Raw genomic sequence first — 18,474 nt, forward strand, 5'->3', positions numbered from 1 at the left:
TTTTACTTTTCCACCTCCAAACTAGTTAAAACACCTAACCAACTTATTTTCCCTTTCTGCAACCTTCTTTTTAATAATGCTAGAACTTGTTCATTAGAAAAAGTTTCCAGTAAATCCAACACAAATACTAACTTTTCATTTATCGCAGTCATTTCTCTTTCGGTTAACTTGCCACGATATTTTTCTAACCTTCCCACATCAATTACTCGCACTTGTTCACATTTGGCTCGCCCTTGCTTACCACGAAAGAAAATGGGAACTTGAAAAGCCTGATAAAGTTTTTTTATTTTGCTGGTTAGAGGAACAACCACAAATATTTTTCCTGCGGCATTTTGCTGATTATTAGAAACTATTACTACTGGACGATAGCCCGTTTCTTTATCACCTTTTTGTTCGTGTCCCTCGGCATCATCCAAACGGACTCGATAAACTTCACCTCGTTTAACCATTCCATTCCTCTTTTTCGTCCACTTCTCATTCCTCGGGGTCGTTAGCTCATTCCTCATAGTCTTTGGCGGCTTGTTTTTGCTGCTCCTCTTGGTTTTTGACTACCTGGCTAACCCTTTTTTTAAGTATTTCGGCTAACTGTTCCGTGGTTATTTGGTTTCCCTGAACTCTTTTTTGTAATTCTTGGAGAAATTTATGATTACTTATTTGTCTTAATTCTGTCATAATATATAATTTTAACAACTTCTTTAATAAATATAGCCTCTATACGGTATAGCTTCTATATATTAATTCTACCAAAGAAAGCATGCTTGCTCCCTTGAATCAACCCTAGACTCAGTATTTTTCCTCTTGGCAATTGCTCTAATATTCTTGGTTTTTGATAAGAATTAAGGAGAAAATAACCATTTTTACCCATGCTACTTAAATATCTAACTTTTCGCATCATTTCACCTAATCGATTAATAAATTTCTCATGAGTAGATAATATTTTAACTTGTGTAGAAAACTTGAACTGCGGTATTATCTTCTTTTGATAAGTTTTTTTCACTGTTTTTGTTGCTTTTTCTTCTTGGCTACCAACCAATAAAAAAAACTTTGCTAATTTTTCTTTTACTTCCTCTAAATTTTTTACATGTCAAAATCATTTACCCTTTTCTACCAATTTTTTATCAATGCTATCAAAACCTACCACATATTTGCCTTTACTTTGAATGCTCCCAACGATTTTACTACGTTTTAATCAACTATCAACATGATAAAGCACTTCATTAGTTAATAACTCATCTGAAAGAATGTAAACATGAAAACCTTTTTTAGTTTCTACATAAAAACAATTCAAATAATTCAAAAACAAAAGCACATTTTTCCTTACTTGCTTTTTTCGCCATTCCTCCAAATCAGGCTTTTCAATATCCACATCTAAGAAAGATAAATATTTTTTCCCTAATTTATTCCCTCCCCGTAAACTTCACTCTTGATATCTCTTTAACAACCCTTTTTTATCCAATCACTCCTTAAACCAAGGCTGATTTCAATATTTCTTTAAGGGTCTTTTATCCTTGGTGGCTAATCTCAATCTTTCCTTGTCTAACCTTCTTTCTAACTTTTCCCTCTTGCTTCCTTCTTCCCCAAAAAAAAACAAGTTCTTTGTTTCTTGGGAGGATATGTTATTATTACGCGTGTGTGAAGAAAAAAATTTTTTAACACCAAATTTTTCTCCTTGGAAGCGAGAAGTTAAGGTTTTTTTAACACCATAATAATCATGGCTATAAGTTAATAACTTTTCACGATTTTTTAAATAATACTCTCTATGATAATTAGAATTTTTATATTCTCCGTGTCTGCTAGTTTTAGCAGTCGGAGTTAGTTGAATTGCTTGTGAAGTTTCCATAATTGCTAACTCAATAAGCCAGCCAGCCAAGCCTAGGAAACTTCACTAAATCCGACCGACTGACTAGCTTATTCAATCAACAATTACTATCTATATTTATATTTTTACTTTCTTCCGTAAAATTTTTTGGCTTGTTTAATTTCGTCCTTGGGGGCTTGGTCGAGTGATTTTAATTTTCCTATACTAAATTCTTTTTTGGCTTTTTCATCAAAAATAATTATTTCTCCCTTCTCATTAATATGTACTGGTCCAATTCCTTGTCCTAAAATTTGGAGAGCTTTTTCAAAGTTTTTGTTTTTTTTCATGTTATTAATAAATTTTAGTTATTTTCACTTTTTTTATAATAATAAAGAAGAGAAAAGTGATCAGTTTTGAGCTTTGCTTGTGAATAACTTGGATTTTCTTCTTTTAATTCTTCCTTTATCTTTTCCAACAGTAGTTTATTTTCGAAGTTGTTGTTAGGTATTAAAAAGTTGTTGTTAAAAAAATAATGACTTTTATCCATTTCTTCGCTTACTGGGTCAAGCCGAGGAGGATAAGTTTCTAGATAGTTGACTAGCAAAAAGTTTAAATTTTTTTCTTTTAGTCTATTTAGCATTCCTGACATTTTTTCTAAAAAGTCGCTTTGTGTGAGTTTTGTTTTTAATTCTCGTTCGTATAGTAATAGGCTTCAAGGAGTTAGAAAAAATTGTGGCAGTAGAAAAGTTCAAATTGTCATTATCTTAAATTCGGGATTTTGAAAATATTTTTTTTGTAGTTTTCTCGTTATTTCTTTTTCTGTTTCTTTCATTAGTTCTTCGGGAGTTGATTTTCTAATCCGGATTCCGAAAATTGACCACGCTTCTTTTTCAACCTTTTCAAAGTTTACTAATCCAGATTTATTTTTTTTGATTTTCTCTCATTGTTCATTTTCAATCTGTTTGTAAATTTCTTTCATCACCGAACCTTTTTTTCTCTCGAAATTATATTTGGGAGTGTGAATTTCAACTATTTCTATGCCAAGGAATTTAGTTTCGTTTAAAAGAACATGAATGTCTGGCTTCTCGGTGGATTTAGTAAATTTGATTGTGAATTTTGTTTTTTCATCTAGTAGTGAAATATTATCAGTGATTACTTTTTCAAAAAGTTTGTCCAAGAAATTAAAATCAGAAACAAAGAGAGCGGTGTCAGAAAATATTTTCTCTAAATGTTTAGTTTCTTTTTTTTCTTCTATCTCAATGGAAAAATTTATATTTTTATTCAAAAAGGAAATATCTCTCTTTTTGTTAAAAACGGGTTTAAATTTATTGCTCAGAATCTTTTCATATTTTTTGTTTGGATAACCTGCATATCATCTATCTTTTATCTTTTCAGCTTCTTTTCCGCTTTTGCTTTGATATTCTAAACTATACAAGATTGCTTTCATCTTCCTTTCATTTCCTTTGTTTTGAAAAAGATGAAATAAAATTCACAAGTCTAAACTTATTTCTATTTCTTGACCTATGTCTTTCATATTATTTTTCTTCTTTTGCCAATTTCTTTTTTTTTTTGTATCAGTCTTTTTTGTATTTTTTAAAACTTCTTCGTTTAAGTAAGTTTAATAGGCAATTTTTTCCTTATCTTTTCTTGCTTGATTTAGAAGCAGTTCAAAAATCTTTACTAACTTTAAAACTAACTCTGTTAATTGGTTTAGCAGATTTAGCTAATTGCTGTTTTTTGCTTTGGCAGTCTTTACAATTTCTTGTGTCTCGGACTAAATTCTTAAACTTTTCTGATTTAGCAAAAACAGCAATGCCTTTTCCCTTATTGGCTTGCTTGAAATCAGTAATGGCTTTTTCATGCTTGCCGCAATTCTTACTACCTTTTGGTTTAGTGGTGTTTCTTTGGATAGTGAAATATCCCTTAAAGTTAATGCTTTCTCCCTGAACTAGCTTTTGCTGAATAGTTTCTAAGAAAGCATTTAAGACTTTTTTGGTGCTTTCAATACTGTTTAATTTACTTTTTTTGTTTACCTCTTGGGTAATTTGGGTAATTCCTAACATAATAGAAGTTTTTACTTTCTTTTCTTTGGTTTTATTGCGTTAGTTTTAAACTCCATCGCCCAAACTGTCCCAGTGTGCCAGTTTCCCCGATACCCCAAATTAATCCTTAAAAGGTAATTATCCCTTTTTCAAAGGTTTCTTTTATCTTTAAAGTTCATATCAATTTTAATAAGCAAATTTTACGAACCCCTTGGTTTTTTGTGAACAAAAAAGTGAAAAAATTCCAAGCCAGTCGTAATTTTCTCAGTCTCCCCCACCCTTGGGGTAGACGCCAAGTCTCATACGGCGACGCCTGCTAATTTACTCATGAAAATAGATATGAACGATAAAAAAAACCAAAATAACGGGGCTTCTCTCCTAGGTGAGAAAAAAACTCAATTGGAAAGCCAAATTGCGGAATTACAGCAGCAAGAACAGCAAACCCAAAAGCAGTTAAAAACTTGTCAAATCAAAGCCAAAAAAGCGAATAATCTGGCTAATTGCTTAATAACTGCGGAGAAATTTGGTAATCAATTCTTAACCGAAGCCGTAGAAAATGAAAAAGCCAAAGAGCAACCGGATAGCAACTGATGAGAATACTTGCTCCAAAACAAAATTGAATTTGCCTTAAAATTTGCGATTGGAATTGAAACCTTTGCTAAATTGGTCAGCGAGAGTGTGGAAAGACAACACCGAATTTTACAACTTGAATTAGACCATATTCAAAGCCAACTCCAATATGAAGAAAGAAAATTCGCTCGTTTAGAAGCTAGACGACAAGGAAAAGTGCTTTTGAGCTGTAAATCAAATAACGGAATTGGTTGCTTGGGTGCTTATCAGTGTCAGAATTGTCAAGTTAATTATCCAGTCACAGAGAACGAAGCATTGAAAGGAGGTTCCTACTAAAATGGGAGCTGAATTGTTAAAATTCACTGGTACTTTTGAAAAAGATAACTATTTAAAAGATTTCTTCTGCCCGCACTGTCAGCAGCCAATTAGTGACCAAGACATTAGCGAAAAGAATTATCAGTTATGAGTTAGTGATTATGCTAATGAAGTTGAAAAGTCCGAATTCTTTGCTGATAGAACAAGGAGGAATTTAACTTGTTATAGTTTATCCTTTTGATTAAAATCCGTAGAACATCAAGAATGTCCCGAAACGGAAACTTGTCAAAATTGTTATGAAAAACATTTAACTATCACCATGAAAAAAATTGCTAGTGGTTATTATTGCGTTAACTGTGTTAAGGAGGTAAAGCATGAATAATCTTGTTGATATTGTTTTTATCTATGATACCAGAGTGGATATTTGCTTTCTCCTCACGGGTAAATCTATCCGTGAACTCACTATTAAAGGACCCATAGAACGCAATGGCGAAATTAATGGCACTTGATTTCAAGTTAACCATTTAACTAATCATTGAGTTTCTTTTAGAAAAGACAGATATCGTCTAAACACCTGAGAAGCCTTTTATAAATGCGTTAGAGACGGACAAATAACTTTCTATCGCCGTTTATTGCGAGTAGATAGTTTAAATTCTCTTTTAACTTTTTCTTTCACTGAAAAAGATGAATGAATAAAAGACCCCATAAGTGGCAAATGGAGGAGTAAGTTTTAAATTTTTCCTTTCTTGCTCGTTTGCTAATTGCTTAGCTTGGAAAATCGCTTATTTCGGTTCCCCGCGTCGCCGGCATTTTTATTTAAGTGGTTGGCTGCTTTGGGATAGCTATTTTTCCTTTATAACTGAGTTCAAAGGCATGAGCAAATGCTTTATTCAGTCTTAGTTCATCGATAATCCAAGAATCTATTGACCCATATTTTTCATATTTTTTAGTAAATTCTTCTTTAATTAATAAAATTAGTAGTAAATAATCTTAAAACAGAAATAAATCACCTAAAATCCAAAAAAACCAAGAACTTAAACAAAAAGCAGAAGACCTGAATCAGCAAATTCAGGATAAATTCTAGAAATAATAATTAGGAATTAAAACAAAAATTATTGAATTTTGTTAAAATATTATTTATTAAATNGGTAAAGCATGAATAATCTTGTTGATATTGTTTTTATCTATGATACCAGAGTGGATATTTGCTTTCTCCTCACGGGTAAATCTATCCGTGAACTCACTATTAAAGGACCCATAGAACGCAATGGCGAAATTAATGGCACTTGATTTCAAGTTAACCATTTAACTAATCATTGAGTTTCTTTTAGAAAAGACAGATATCGTCTAAACACCTGAGAAGCCTTTTATAAATGCGTTAGAGACGGACAAATAACTTTCTATCGCCGTTTATTGCGAGTAGATAGTTTAAATTCTCTTTTAACTTTTTCTTTCACTGAAAAAGATGAATGAATAAAAGACCCCATAAGTGGCAAATGGAGGAGTAAGTTTTAAATTTTTCCTTTCTTGCTCGTTTGCTAATTGCTTAGCTTGGAAAATCGCTTATTTCGGTTCCCCGCGTCGCCGGCATTTTTATTTAAGTGGTTGGCTGCTTTGGTATAGCTATTTTTCCTTTATAACTGAGTTCAAAGGCATGAGCAAATGCTTTATTCAGTCTTAGTTCATCGATAATCCAAGAATCTATTGACCCATATTTTTCATATTTTTTAGTAAATTCTTCTTTAATTAATAAAATTAGTAGTAAATAATCTTAAAACAGAAATAAATCACCTAAAATCCAAAAAAACCAAGAACTTAAACAAAAAGCAGAAGACCTGAATCAGCAAATTCAGGATAAATTCTAGAAATAATAATTAGGAATTAAAACAAAAATTATTGAATTTTGTTAAAATATTATTTATTAAATAAAAATATGAAAGTATATTGTGATCAATGTGAAAAGCAAATAGGAGAAAGAAGTCTAGCATATTTTAGTGATGAAGAGAAAGACTTAGACTTTTGTTCAGAAAATTGTCAATTGGAATGAAAGAGTTGAGATTGAGAAGATATTCATCCTAACTTTACTCCTCATTTACAAAAGTTGTGAAAGCATCATGGTTTTACTGCTGAAGAAGTCAAAAAATGAATAAATAAAAGTTTAACTCTTAATGATTATGATTTTGCTAACTATTTAAAAAGAAATAACTATAATTCTGAACAAGAACTAAATTTAACTGGGTTAAGAAAAGAACATCAGAATAATTTAGATTGAACAGATATTCATAAAAATTTTGGTGGGGTATTTGGTGAACAAAAAAAATGAGAAAAACAAAATTTCACTTACCAACAAACTAAATCCTGAATAGAAGTTGGTTTTACTCCTGGTGATTATAAAGTAGCTAAACGTTGAAAAAAACATGGTTTTGACTACCAAACTACTAAAAAATGAAAAGAAACCTTAGGGGAAAGCTTTACGATTAAAGATTTTGCTTTTTGTGTTTGACTAAGAGATGAAAAACACTTAACTGCTCGAGAAGTTCAACAGCAAAGTAATTTGGAAGAATTAAAAAAAGAGTACAACAAACTTTGAACAGATATTCATGAAGATTTTGCTAAATTAGCTTATACTTCTTACAATAATGATTGAGGTAGTAATAAAACAACCTGCCAACAAGCATGAGAAGAAAAAGGTTTTACCTACCCAGAAGCTAAGCAATGAATAGAGAATGGATTTAAACCTAATGATGTTTTTTCTTCATTTTCAGATAAGGTTAGTCCGTGAAAAAAAGAAGAATTTACTCCCCAACAAGCTAAATCCTGAATAGAAGCAGGACTAGAGCTTGAAGAAGCTAAAATTGCTTCTTATTTAAGACGAGAAAATTATCAACCAGACAATTTACCTAAAACTATCGAGGAATTAAGAAAAGAATATAATCAAAACTGGCTAAATAATAAATATCCTGACAAACAAGAAAAAGAAATTAAGACAGATAATTCAGAAAAACTCTACGGTTCTTTAGTTATCTCGGATTATCCTCAGTTAGAAAAAATAGAGATTAGCAATCAACAAAAACTTATCCAACTCCAAATAAATAATTGTCCTAATCTAAAAGAATTAACTGTTTCTTGTTCTCATAAGCTAACTAATCCGGATTTAACTGAATTAACTAACTTAGAAAAACTTTATCTTTGTGATAATTCTCTGACTAATTTAGATTTAACTAATAACAAAAAACTAAAGGAGTTAAATATTTCTGGTAATCAATTGACTAACTTAAATTTTAATCACTTAAAAGATTTAGAAGCATTAAATATTAATGACAATAATCTCACTAACTTAAGCATTGAGAGTTGTGTTAATTTAAAGAAACTTGATTGCTGAAGTAATCAACTAACTAAATTAAATCTAAGTAATAATTTAAAGTTAGAAGATTTAAGGATTAGTGATAATAATTTCTCGGAGCAAGACTTATCTTTTTTAAGTCATTTGGTTAATTTAAAGAGTTTGGGGTTAGGAAATGACCAGTTCGCAAAATTTGATCAAGGAATTTATAATAGGTTTAGGGGAAGTTTAAAACTTTTGCAAAAGATGAGTGAATTGGAAAGACTTGATATTTCTAATACTGACCTCGATAGCGGCTTAGAATGTTTGCCAGAGAGTGTTAAAAGATTTAATTGTTCAGTAGACCAAAGAAAAGATGCTAAGGTGAAAGTTGTTGAAGAAGAGTATGAATACTTCAATAAAGATCTAAAAAAATATAGAGAGTTTATCAATAGCTCGGCTCAAAAATGATTGGATGAAAATTATCCTGAAAATGATTTATGCAAACGACGAAAAGAAGGTTTAAATTCTAATGAAAAAAAGGATATAGGTTGAGATAGAACTTCTGGATGATGAATTAATTCAGATAAAAAAAGGTCAAAAATCGTTAGTTTAGATATCAGCAATGAAAATTTAGAAGGAGAATTAAGATTAAAAGGATTTATCAAACTAAAAAGACTAAACTGCTCAAATAATCAATTAACTGATTTAGATTTGAATGGCTGTCCAAATCTAATTGAACTTAAATGTGATAATAATAAACTCACTGATTTAAACTTTCTCAAAGCTTTTCCTAGTCTAGAAAAACTTTGGATGCAAAATAATCCTAATTTAGTTGCTAAAAACTTGGAGTCTTTGTCTTATCTTACTAATTTAAAAGAGTTAGATCTTAGTGGTTGCTCTTCCAAAGAATTAAAAGGGAGTTTAAAATCCTTAGAAAATAGCAAATTAGAAAAAGTTTCCATTAGTCGCACTAATATTAGCGAAGGATTAGAAAGTTTGCCTAAAAGTTGCAAGGAATTGAATTGTGAGCTTGATTATGATTATAGTTCAGTAAAAATTGCTAAGCAGTTAAGCAAGTTTTCCAAAGAAGGAAAATGTAATCTTGACAAGTGAAGAATAGATAAAGCTAATAATAAAACTGTTTTTGCTATTCCCTTAGAAAGATTGTTCGTAATTCGCAGCAATCTTAAGCAATTCCTTAGAAAATGAGGTAAAGAATATGAAGAATCATGATATGAAAAACCTTTTAGTAAAAAAGGAGAAAAATCCACAGAATTAAGTAAACTAAGAAACCCTGATGAAATTAACACTTATTGATATGTAGGAGAGAGTGGTCAATGAATTGCTCGGGGAGCTGCACTTACTGGCGGTATTTTGGCTGCTACTACTGATCCGTTAGCAGGAGGTATTTTAGCCGCTTCTTCTCCCGTGGTAGAGGTATTTGCTACTCAAATGAAAGAAAAACTTTATCAAGCCAAGCAAAATAAATGAGACCGATTTTTAGAAGAAGTTGATTCATTTTTAGATAACTATAATGAATTGCTAGGCTTAATTAAAAAAGTTGGTAGTGATGATTCTAAACTAGGAAAGGTAAATAAGTCTCTAAGAAATTTAGATAAAAAAACTAAAGAATTCTTAAATGATTATGATACTGATGGTAATGGAGAAGTAGATGTTAATGAAATCAAAAAAAAAGAAAAGCGAGAAAAACTTGCTCAAGACTTGGTCAAAGGTGAAGAAGAAAGCAGAGCCTGAGCAATAGTGGAAGCTATAAGAGATTTAGAAGACATAGTAGTTAAATACCAAAAAGATGGTTCTTTGATTGAAGATAAAAAAGAAGAAACTCAAACAGAATCAAAAGACCAGAAAGAAATAAAATTATATCAAGAAATAGAAAAAGAAGTAGAAAAGATAAAGAAAAAAGAACTAGATAAAGAATTATCAAGACCTAAAACTGAGTTAGAAATTCAGTCAAACAAATATCAACAAATCCAAGACCAATTAGATAATTTGCTTTTTCTTGAAGAGAGAAAAAAACTAATTAATAATGAAGAAAAATCAAAATTATTGGGAAAGCTGAAAGAAGATTTATCCAAGACTGAAGAAAATATAAACATGGAGAGATTAAGAAAAAAGAAAAAAGAGTTGGAAGAACGAAAAACTAACTTAGAAAACAAAAATAAAGATTCTCAAGAAGAAAAGTTGCCAACTAGTGAAAAGAAAGAATTATTAGAGGAAATAAACCAGCTAAAAGAGATCATTGAAAAACTAGAAACGGAATCTTCTGCAGAAAGTTGACTAGAAAAAGGCAAAAGAATACTTTTTTGCGGAGCCAAAAAAAAGTCTTCACTTAAAAAGCGATTAAATTCAAATAGGAAAATTGCTATGGAAAAATTAGAGGATATTAAAGACGATATAAGCAAATACTCTGAGCAAAGTTCTAGCGAAGTAATAATTTCTGAGCAAAAGGAATGACAAAACCAAAATTTCACTAAAGAGCAAACTAAACAGTGAATTGAGACTGGTCTAACTATCTCCGAAGCCAACTTTGCTGCTTGATTGCGAGATATAAAAAGTAAAGAGATTGCTGATTATGATGATCCACAATGAGTAAAAACTAATGCTGATTTAAATCAATTGAGAAAAGTTTACCAGCAAGAAAGCCAAGAAGTTAAGATTGATATGCAAGCCCAAATTCTCCAACCCCAACCTTTTGTCATCCCTGGACCAAGCAAAAAATAAATATCCATTGCCTAATTAAGCAAGCATTAAAAATATATATTATGACTGGTCGCAATGCTAATATCTATTTTTCCGAAAAAACTTATCAAAAACTCCGCCAAGTAGCTGGAATAAAAATTAGTCGTTTTGTAAGTGAAGCAGTAGAAGAAAAAATTAAACAAGTAGAACAGCAAAAAAACGAAGAGTTTCACCAAAAATTAATTGCTGATTATAAATCTATTGCTAAAAACAAGAAATTACAACAAGAAGCCACCATTTGAGACGAAACTCTTAACGATGCTTGAAAAAAAGATGAGTAGCCTAGATTTTCCCCAAGAAGGAGAAATTTGACTAGTCAAGTTTGAGAAACTAAAAGAATTCTCCAAACCTTACCGTCCTTGTTTAATAGTTAGCAACAACACTCAGAACCAGTTTGATAAAAATATAGTGGTAGTGGGATTAACTACTGAGGAAATAGAAAGAATTCGAACCTTTGAAGTTTTTATTGAGAACACTCCGGAAACAGGCTTAACTGAACCCAGTAAAATTTGCTGTAATTATCTCCATACAGTTAATAAGAAATTGCGTTTAATAGATAAGAAGCCAATGGGAGTAGTCAATCCTAAAATAATGGCAAAAGTAAAAAAAGCACTGAAAATAGTACTTAATTTGTAAAATTATTCATTATGAATGAAATGCCTCCCGTAGACTTAAATAAATGTTGTGAATGTAAAAAATCATTTACCAAAGGACAAGAATATTGAGAACTCAAAGATAAACATAAAAATAAAGTCTCCATGAATTCTTGCCTAACTTGTTGAGATAAATGAGTTACGGAGCAAAAGAAATGAAAAACTTAAACAATTGCTTTTACTGCCAAAGTTTAGTAAAGAACTACAAAAAATAGATAAATGTACTTTTTGTAATGTAAATAATCCTCTCATAAATAGTGCTTTCTTTGGGGCATTTCAGGCTTTCTTTTCGGCAAACCTCGACTATTAACATTTCAAAACCTATTATGTTTATTGCTTCTTTACGAGCAAAAATTTTTGAGTTTTTTCTCTCATTTTCTCTTGCTAATCAGCTTCAAAGATGATAGGATAAAAAAGCCTGTTGACAGCAAAATCATAATCTATCTGCTTAAATTTAATATCGGTAATCTTATCCAATTCTTTGATTTTTATCTCCCCTGAGTATTTATTAGCCTTGACTAAATAACCCATGCGACCCTGATTTTTTGTGTCAAAAGCCTGTTCGGCAACTATTTCTGAATCTTCAATTATTAAATTAGTTTCTTCAAAAACTTCCCTTTTGGCGGCTTCTAAGGGCGTTTCGTTCGGTTCTATTTTACCGCCCGGGAAAACTCAGCAATTTCATTTTTTTTCAAAGATTACCAGTAATTCCCTTTTTTCATTTTGGATAACTACTCGCACAAAACTTGGTAATTTAGCAGACATTTATTTTATATTTTGGTTATTTTTTAGAATGCTGGGTAAAAAAAGGTATTATGACTAATGATTGGAAAGATATACATGAAGATTTCACTCCTGAGTTACAACAAGAATGAGAAAATAAAGGATTTAACTACGAGCAAGTAAAGGATTGAGCTAGTGCTTGGGGGGGAAAATTTAATCCTCAAAACCATGAGTTTTTTTTTTGACTGTCTTCCAGAATTGAAGAAAAAGTAAAAAAAAACGATAATACGCCAAATTTGAGCGTTGAGAAAAGTATTAACAAACAGGATGTTTCTGATCATACAAAAAAAGAAGATTTAATTCAAGAAAATTTATATAAAAACAGAGAAAAAAATGAAATAGATAAAGAAAAGGTATGCAGAGAAGAGAAGTTTAAATTACTTACCAAATCTGATACTCAGGATCAAAAAAACGTTCATTCAAAACTCACCCCACGTTTACAAGAATTGTGAGAAGGTCAAAGTTATACACGGAAGGAACTTAGATTCACTGTTGAACAAACCCAAAAATGAATAAGCAAAGGTTTTACTCCCATGGATTATGATTTAGTTAGGTATTTAAAGAAAAAAAAAGGATATAATCCTAAACAAAGATTAAATTTAACTGAGTTGAGAAAGGAATATAAGAGTAATTTGAATTGAGAGAATATTTATGAATGATTTAAATATCACCAAAAAAAATGAAAAAAAGCTGGTCTTACTTACACTGAAGCTAAGCAATGAATAGAAGCTGGCTTAAACTATTATGATGATTATAAACTTGCTATTTATTTAAAGCAAAAAGGTCACCAGCCGATAGATCTTAATATAGAAGAAGTAATTAAGAAAGAATCTTGAAAGGATATCCATCCAGAATTTGGTTATTTAGATAGAAAAGGTTGAGAAGGAGCAGGCTTTTCCTATGAAAAAGCAAAACAATGGATTAAAGTTGGTTTTCGACCAAAGGAGTATGAAAAGGCCGAGAAATGAAAAAAAAATCTCTTCACTCTTTCCCAAACTCAAGAATGAATAGATATTGGCTTAAGCACAGGTGAATTAAAAACTGTGTTATATCTGAAACAAAAAGGCTATCAGCCTACTACCCCAAATATAAGAGAATTAAAGGTGCGATATCAGAAATTTGGAATGTGTCGAGACTGCAAACAGCCTAACACTGGAGACGGTTGGGGCAGTTTATGTCAATTTTGTAATGCCCAACATTTTCAAAATAACTTTAAAAATTGAACCAGCGGTAATCAAGACATTGATCAATTTATCCAAAAATATCAGTTAAATGCAACTGATCCAGAAAAAGTATTGGAATGAATACCTTATTGTAAACTTACTAATATTGAATATCTAGCTGAAGGAGGTTTTGGTAGAGTATACAAAGCCAAGTGGGATGATGGATATATTTATGGCTGAAAGAATACTTGGGACGAATGGCGAAAGAAATGGCAGAGAAAAGGTGCTCAAATTGTTGTTTTAAAAAGTTTAAATAATTCTCAAAACATGACCAATGATTTTCTACGAGAAATTACTCATCATAAATTATTTGACAATCTTGGTGGAATTGTCAAATGTTATGGAATTTCTCAAGATCCAGTAACCAAGGATTATGCCATGGTAATGCAATATGTCCATGATGGCGATCTTCGACAATATCTAAATAAAAATTATGGCAAATTAAATTTTGAGGATAAATTTCTTCAGTTGCATTATATTACAAAAGGGTTAAATTCAATTCATGAACGAGGATTAATCCATAAGGATTTGCATGCAGGTAATATATTAAATAGTATAAATGCATGTTATATTACCGACTTAGGATTATGTCGACCTGCCAATGAAGCGAATGATAAAACTAAAGTTTTTGGCGTGTTATCCTATATAGCCCCCGAGGTTTTGTGTGGTAATCCCTATACCCAGGCAGCAGATATTTATTCTTGGGGAATAGTGGCTTATGAACTATTTTCTGGTTTACCTCCTTATTGTGATATAGCTCATAATAAAGACTTAGCTGAAATAATATGTCGAGGGATACGACCAAACTTAGGTAACGTACAAGCACCTCAATTACTCAAAGATTTAATTAGTAGGTGCTGAGATGCTGATCCACTACAAAGACCAACCGCAAACGAACTAGACAAGACTTTATGAGATTGGTGGAGAAAAATTGGAGATAAAACAGACACGGAAGGTTTTTCTAAGCAACTGAAAAAAACAAAAGAACTTAATAAAACATTGGTTTCATTGGTTCCGACTAAAACTCACTCCCAAGCTATTTACACTAGTCGTTTATTGGACTTTAAAAATCTTCCTACGCCACAAAACAACCTTTCCCAAGAATGGCAAACTTCTACTCTATTAGAATTACAAATAAAAGCAGTTGAAGAAGAAATAAATCTTCTTAAAAAATCTCATAGTGAATCAGCTGAATTAATAGAAAATTTCATTCAAAATAAAAAAAAATCAATAAAAGACGAAAAAGATGAGAAAGCAAGAAATGAGATCAAAGCATCAAAAAAAGAACTAGAAAAAAAAGGCTTTTCCACAGAAAATTTAGGTGAAATTATTCGCTACTGTGAAAAATTAGTTGATTTAGAACATCAAGGCGAAAAAGAACAAAAAAAAAGACAATTGTCCCACGATTCACAAGTAAAAACTGCTCAAGGAAATTTTAAGTCATCTAAGTTAATCGAAGCACCAGAATATCAAACCGAACCAATGAAAATAGATACTGAGCAAATTACTTCTACTGGAATCACTGAGGAACTTAGTCAACTTAATTTTTTAGATTGAGCTAATATTCATTCTAATTTTGTTCCTCAACTAATCCAAGCCTGACAAAACCACAATTTCACTTATGAACAAACTAGAGATTGAATTAATATCCATGCTCCTGCTAACCAAATTCAAGCCATCCAAGAACCGGCTTTTTATGCTTATTTAAGAGATGAAGTAAAACTAACTCCAGAGCAAATTTTAAATGATAATACTATTGATCTGAATGAATTAAGAGGATGCTTTCATCAGTATCAACAAGGTCAACAACAAACTCAAATCATTCATCAACCTTGAACTAATAATTAAAAATAAATATCATGACTAAAAATCAAGAATGATTCAACAAAGAATATCCTAAAGAAATAAAGAAGATAAAATTTGAAGATGAAGTATTCAAAGGATTGCTAATAGTTGAAAACTATCCAAGTTTGGAAAAGTTATACTTGCAAAATGTTAAAAATATCGACAGGGTAATTCTCAAAAACTTACCTCAATTACAAGAATGTACCATTTGAGATTGTGGTGTGCAAGATTTATTGATTGAAAACTGTTCTCAAATCAAGAAATTAAATGTTCGCAAAAATCTTTTAACCAATTTAGAATTCTTGGCAAATCTAAAAAAATTGGAAAAATTGGAAATAGATTACAATAAGGAAATCAGTAGTGATTTGGAATATTTACCTAAAAGTTTAGAAATATTTTCTTATGAGGGAACTCAATTGGTTGAACTTTTAAAACCTTATCAGGGTGATTGAAAAAAAGCTTATCGAATAGTTGAATTAGCCAGAAAAAGACCTCGTGAACTATTAGAAACAATTTCTGATTTGCGAGAACAAAATAAAAGGTTAAAAAAAGAGGTTGAAGAATACAATAATTCTCCTCAACCAATGATTATAGATGATTCTGTCGATTTCAAGCAAAAATACCAAAAACTAAAAGAAACTATAAACTCTCTCCTAAAAGAAGAAAAAGAAAAATCTGACGAAATAAAACCTTTAGAAAAAACTGTCTCTACTGAAATTGTTACTGATGAGTTAATAGAAAAACTAAAAGAACAAAAAGAAAATTTGTCTTATCTCGAAAAGACTAACCAAGATTTAAAAGAAAAATTCACTCCTTTTGAACAAGTTTACTGAAAAATTGAAAAGAAAGAGAAAGATTTAAAAGAGTTAAAGAATGAGATTATCGCCAAAAACCACTTAAAAGATGAAGAAGATTTAGATGAATTAAGTGAGCTTTTAGAGAAGCAAAAAATAGCAACTAAAAATGACAACGAAGAATCTGCTAAAAAACTAGAATTTGCTAAAAAAAGGATGTTGAAAACAAAAATAGTTAGCGAAGCAGAGATTAACGACCTTCTCTATATACAATCACAAATTGTCAAATTACAAACAAACTTTAACCAGCGAGAAGAACAAATAAGTCAAGTAGTAAATAACTACAACATTGCCGGTAATGCAATTATCAACAGTACAGTTGGTGACCATGCTGATTTTAAAACAATCACTTATCAATCAGCTGTCAGCTCTTCAAACCAGGCAATTGCAGGCAGTAGCTCTCAAAAAGCCCAAATTGAACAAAAACCTAATAAATGATTATCCTGGAGAGATAAACCTTAAAAATAAATATCATGGAAAACTCAATCAACTCAACCAACCAAAATAATTTAACTAGAAGTCCAGTTAGGTCTACTACTGGTTCTTTTAATTTTACTGGCTCACTAAGCGTGGGAGGTCATTTAGTAAACGTTGGTGTCTTTGGTGATAATGCTAATTTAAGTTATACCAATTATTCGCAAAGTATAGATAACCAATCTATGCCAATTAACACTGTAAATAATGCTAATCTTTCTCCTGAGTTAAGTAAAGAAACCAAGGAATCAGAAGCAACAATCATCGATGGCAATTATTGCTGCACACTAGGAACACTTGAATTTACTTGTGGTAATGTCTTGTCTTTTTTCTGTTTTAAGTTAGAACCAAGTATCAGATTAAGTGAATTAATATGTTGCCCAGGAAAAAGGAATAAAGAGAAAAAAGAAAAACTTGATGAGATTGAACTAGACATTGTTGAAGAGAATCAAGAAGTTTTTAAAGAGGTTCAGCAAGAACAAAAAGAGACTCTTATCCAGGAGGCAAAAATTATCCAAAAAGAGCCTATAGTTCTTGAAGTAAGATAATAACTAAAGCAACTATCTCCCTTTCTTTCCAAACTGGCGAGATAAAAGTCCAAACAACCAAAACTATTATTCCCCGAGCTGGTTCTAACACTGAAAGAAGCCAGAGAAGCCGTGCCAAGAAGCAAAAGTTAATTATGACGTCAATTAGATTTCTCTGAATTTTCTGGTGTTTGTTGGTGATGATAGTCTTTTTTATAGGCTGATTTATTTATTGAACTTTTTGGGGAAAAATCCCAGTCAAGAAACCTAAACCCCAACATCCCGTCAAAATCATTCCCCGCTATGCCAAAAATAAAATCTACCTGTCAAGATGTTATAAAAATCCTTGAAGCAAGTGAAAAAAGGGTAAAAAACCCATCAAATATACTAAAAACAAGCAAAAATATATTAATAACACTATGGATAAAACAGATAGAGAAAGAAAACTAGAAGAAGAGAATCAGATTTTAAGAAAGGAAAATGAAGCACTGAAAACTGAACTGAAACAAATTAATGATTATGTAAAAAAAGAACTCAAAAGAATGGAACAAGAAAAGTTAATAATGCAATTTGGTCATGAACGCTCGGATTTAGAGGAATTAAGGAAAGTTCTTGGTGAAGAAATAACCGAAGAAAAATTGCGAAGTTTGGAGAAATTGAAAAAAAAATAGAAGTTTATGACACGATTACAAGAAGTATTACAAAGTTTTAGACAAAACGAAAGAATTGATGTACTAAAAAAAATAGAAGAAATAACGAGTGGGGCAGGAAAAATATCAATTGTTAATCTTGTTGTTGGTGAAGAGAAAATAACCGCTCAATTAAACGATGGTAGAGAATTAAGTATTCCCATTGATTGATTTGCTAAATGAGGAATAGAAAACGCCACGACTGATAAATTAAAAAAATACGAAATTTGAGAAGGAGAAGAGATTTATTTTCCTGACCTTGACGAAGTATTAGGCATTGAGAAATTTACGGACGGCTTTGATGCTCCTTGCGAATAAACTATGCCAACCTGAAAAATCGGTGAATATCGCTTTTACTTTAAAGCAGGAGAACCTTTAAAGAAACACGAACCGGCTCACATTCATATTCGTGGCACACCACACGGCAAAATTCAGTTTTGGTTAGAAAAACCTGATAAAAAGTCCCAGCAAGAAATCACCATCAAAAAAATGCAAGGTCGAGTTTCACCCGAGGAAATAAATGAAATAAAAAAATTAGTTATCAAGCACAAAGATTTATTTTTGGCAGAATGAAATAAGAGAAAGGCAAAGATAGAAAATAGGTAAATTATATTTA

At 31.1% G+C, this 18,474-nt stretch carries 21 protein-coding genes; 14 read left to right on the forward strand and 7 right to left on the reverse strand.

Translation table 4 applies throughout. The features are described 5' to 3' along the window. Window positions 1-2: 2 nt before the first annotated feature. The 6 genes from GvMRE_RS09685 to GvMRE_RS09710 form a co-directional block, all read right to left on the reverse strand. Complete coding sequence (locus GvMRE_RS09685) at window positions 3-449, reverse strand: type II toxin-antitoxin system PemK/MazF family toxin (protein WP_172575358.1); 447 nt, start codon at window positions 447-449, stop codon at window positions 3-5. Beyond that, on the reverse strand, window positions 442-672 hold the full coding sequence (locus GvMRE_RS09690; protein WP_147410993.1) for a hypothetical protein: 231 nt from the start codon (window positions 670-672) through the stop codon (window positions 442-444). Before GvMRE_RS09690 ends, GvMRE_RS09685 begins: the two co-directional genes overlap by 8 nt. Before the next feature lie 55 nt (window positions 673-727). Then, window positions 728-1,840 (reverse strand): hypothetical protein, encoded by a 1,113-nt coding sequence (locus GvMRE_RS09695; protein WP_147410994.1) that lies wholly within the window; start codon window positions 1,838-1,840, stop codon window positions 728-730. 104 nt (window positions 1,841-1,944) lie between these two features. Then, entirely contained in the window at window positions 1,945-2,145 is a 201-nt protein-coding gene (locus GvMRE_RS09700; protein WP_147410995.1) for a hypothetical protein, read from the reverse strand. Between the two features lie 14 nt (window positions 2,146-2,159). Further along, a complete protein-coding gene (locus tag GvMRE_RS09705; RefSeq protein WP_147410996.1) occupies window positions 2,160-3,332 on the reverse strand; it encodes a hypothetical protein in 1,173 nt (390 codons plus the stop codon). Between the two features lie 103 nt (window positions 3,333-3,435). Next, the gene (locus GvMRE_RS09710; RefSeq protein ID WP_147410997.1) at window positions 3,436-3,861 is read right to left on the reverse strand and encodes an HU family DNA-binding protein; all 426 of its coding nucleotides are present in this window, start codon (window positions 3,859-3,861) and stop codon (window positions 3,436-3,438) included. Between the two features lie 318 nt (window positions 3,862-4,179). Between GvMRE_RS09710 and GvMRE_RS09715 the strand changes: the two genes are divergently transcribed. From GvMRE_RS09715 to GvMRE_RS13855, 8 genes are all read left to right on the forward strand, one after another. After that, window positions 4,180-4,746 carry a hypothetical protein gene (locus GvMRE_RS09715; RefSeq protein ID WP_147410998.1) on the forward strand — a complete coding sequence of 189 codons (567 nt, stop codon included), beginning with the start codon at window positions 4,180-4,182 and terminating at the stop codon, window positions 4,744-4,746. Window position 4,747: 1 nt separating this feature from the next. Further along, window positions 4,748-5,107, forward strand: a complete 360-nt coding sequence (locus tag GvMRE_RS09720; protein WP_147410999.1) for a hypothetical protein — start codon at window positions 4,748-4,750, stop codon at window positions 5,105-5,107. Continuing rightward, window positions 5,100-5,459 carry a hypothetical protein gene (locus GvMRE_RS09725; RefSeq protein ID WP_147411000.1) on the forward strand — a complete coding sequence of 120 codons (360 nt, stop codon included), beginning with the start codon at window positions 5,100-5,102 and terminating at the stop codon, window positions 5,457-5,459. Before GvMRE_RS09720 ends, GvMRE_RS09725 begins: the two co-directional genes overlap by 8 nt. Before the next feature lie 421 nt (window positions 5,460-5,880). Next, window positions 5,881-6,240, forward strand: coding sequence for a hypothetical protein (locus tag GvMRE_RS09730; RefSeq protein ID WP_147411000.1), 360 nt, complete (start codon window positions 5,881-5,883; stop codon window positions 6,238-6,240). A gap of 418 nt (window positions 6,241-6,658) precedes the next feature. Beyond that, window positions 6,659-10,792 (forward strand): leucine-rich repeat domain-containing protein, encoded by a 4,134-nt coding sequence (locus GvMRE_RS09735; RefSeq protein ID WP_147411001.1) that lies wholly within the window; start codon window positions 6,659-6,661, stop codon window positions 10,790-10,792. 41 nt (window positions 10,793-10,833) lie between these two features. Continuing rightward, on the forward strand, window positions 10,834-11,091 hold the full coding sequence (locus GvMRE_RS09740; RefSeq protein ID WP_147411002.1) for a type II toxin-antitoxin system CcdA family antitoxin: 258 nt from the start codon (window positions 10,834-10,836) through the stop codon (window positions 11,089-11,091). After that, complete coding sequence (locus GvMRE_RS09745; protein WP_172575359.1) at window positions 11,084-11,446, forward strand: type II toxin-antitoxin system PemK/MazF family toxin; 363 nt, start codon at window positions 11,084-11,086, stop codon at window positions 11,444-11,446. Before GvMRE_RS09740 ends, GvMRE_RS09745 begins: the two co-directional genes overlap by 8 nt. 11 nt (window positions 11,447-11,457) lie before the next feature. Beyond that, window positions 11,458-11,631, forward strand: coding sequence for a hypothetical protein (locus GvMRE_RS13855; protein ID WP_172575360.1), 174 nt, complete (start codon window positions 11,458-11,460; stop codon window positions 11,629-11,631). A 216-nt stretch (window positions 11,632-11,847) separates the two neighbouring features. On the opposite strand, the gene GvMRE_RS09750 is transcribed toward GvMRE_RS13855, so the two are convergent. Beyond that, complete coding sequence (locus GvMRE_RS09750) at window positions 11,848-12,228, reverse strand: NUDIX domain-containing protein (protein ID WP_147411004.1); 381 nt, start codon at window positions 12,226-12,228, stop codon at window positions 11,848-11,850. A 50-nt stretch (window positions 12,229-12,278) separates the two neighbouring features. On the opposite strand from GvMRE_RS09750, the gene GvMRE_RS09755 reads away from it, so the two are divergent. The 6 genes from GvMRE_RS09755 (at window position 12,279) to GvMRE_RS09780 (ending at window position 18,464) form a co-directional block, all read left to right on the forward strand. Beyond that, on the forward strand, window positions 12,279-15,317 hold the full coding sequence (locus GvMRE_RS09755; RefSeq protein ID WP_147411005.1) for a protein kinase: 3,039 nt from the start codon (window positions 12,279-12,281) through the stop codon (window positions 15,315-15,317). 11 nt (window positions 15,318-15,328) lie between these two features. Then, window positions 15,329-16,630, forward strand: a complete 1,302-nt coding sequence (locus tag GvMRE_RS09760) for a leucine-rich repeat domain-containing protein (RefSeq protein ID WP_147411006.1) — start codon at window positions 15,329-15,331, stop codon at window positions 16,628-16,630. A gap of 11 nt (window positions 16,631-16,641) precedes the next feature. After that, on the forward strand, window positions 16,642-17,190 hold the full coding sequence (locus GvMRE_RS09765; protein WP_147411007.1) for a hypothetical protein: 549 nt from the start codon (window positions 16,642-16,644) through the stop codon (window positions 17,188-17,190). Window positions 17,191-17,324: 134 nt separating this feature from the next. Continuing rightward, the gene (locus GvMRE_RS09770) at window positions 17,325-17,840 is read left to right on the forward strand and encodes a hypothetical protein (protein ID WP_147411008.1); all 516 of its coding nucleotides are present in this window, start codon (window positions 17,325-17,327) and stop codon (window positions 17,838-17,840) included. A 6-nt stretch (window positions 17,841-17,846) separates the two neighbouring features. Continuing rightward, window positions 17,847-18,176, forward strand: a complete 330-nt coding sequence (locus tag GvMRE_RS09775) for a DUF2442 domain-containing protein (protein WP_147411009.1) — start codon at window positions 17,847-17,849, stop codon at window positions 18,174-18,176. 3 nt (window positions 18,177-18,179) lie between these two features. After that, a complete protein-coding gene (locus GvMRE_RS09780) occupies window positions 18,180-18,464 on the forward strand; it encodes a DUF4160 domain-containing protein (RefSeq protein ID WP_147411010.1) in 285 nt (94 codons plus the stop codon). Window positions 18,465-18,474 lie beyond the last annotated feature (10 nt).

It is taken from the genome of endosymbiont GvMRE of Glomus versiforme, assembly GCF_003546845.1.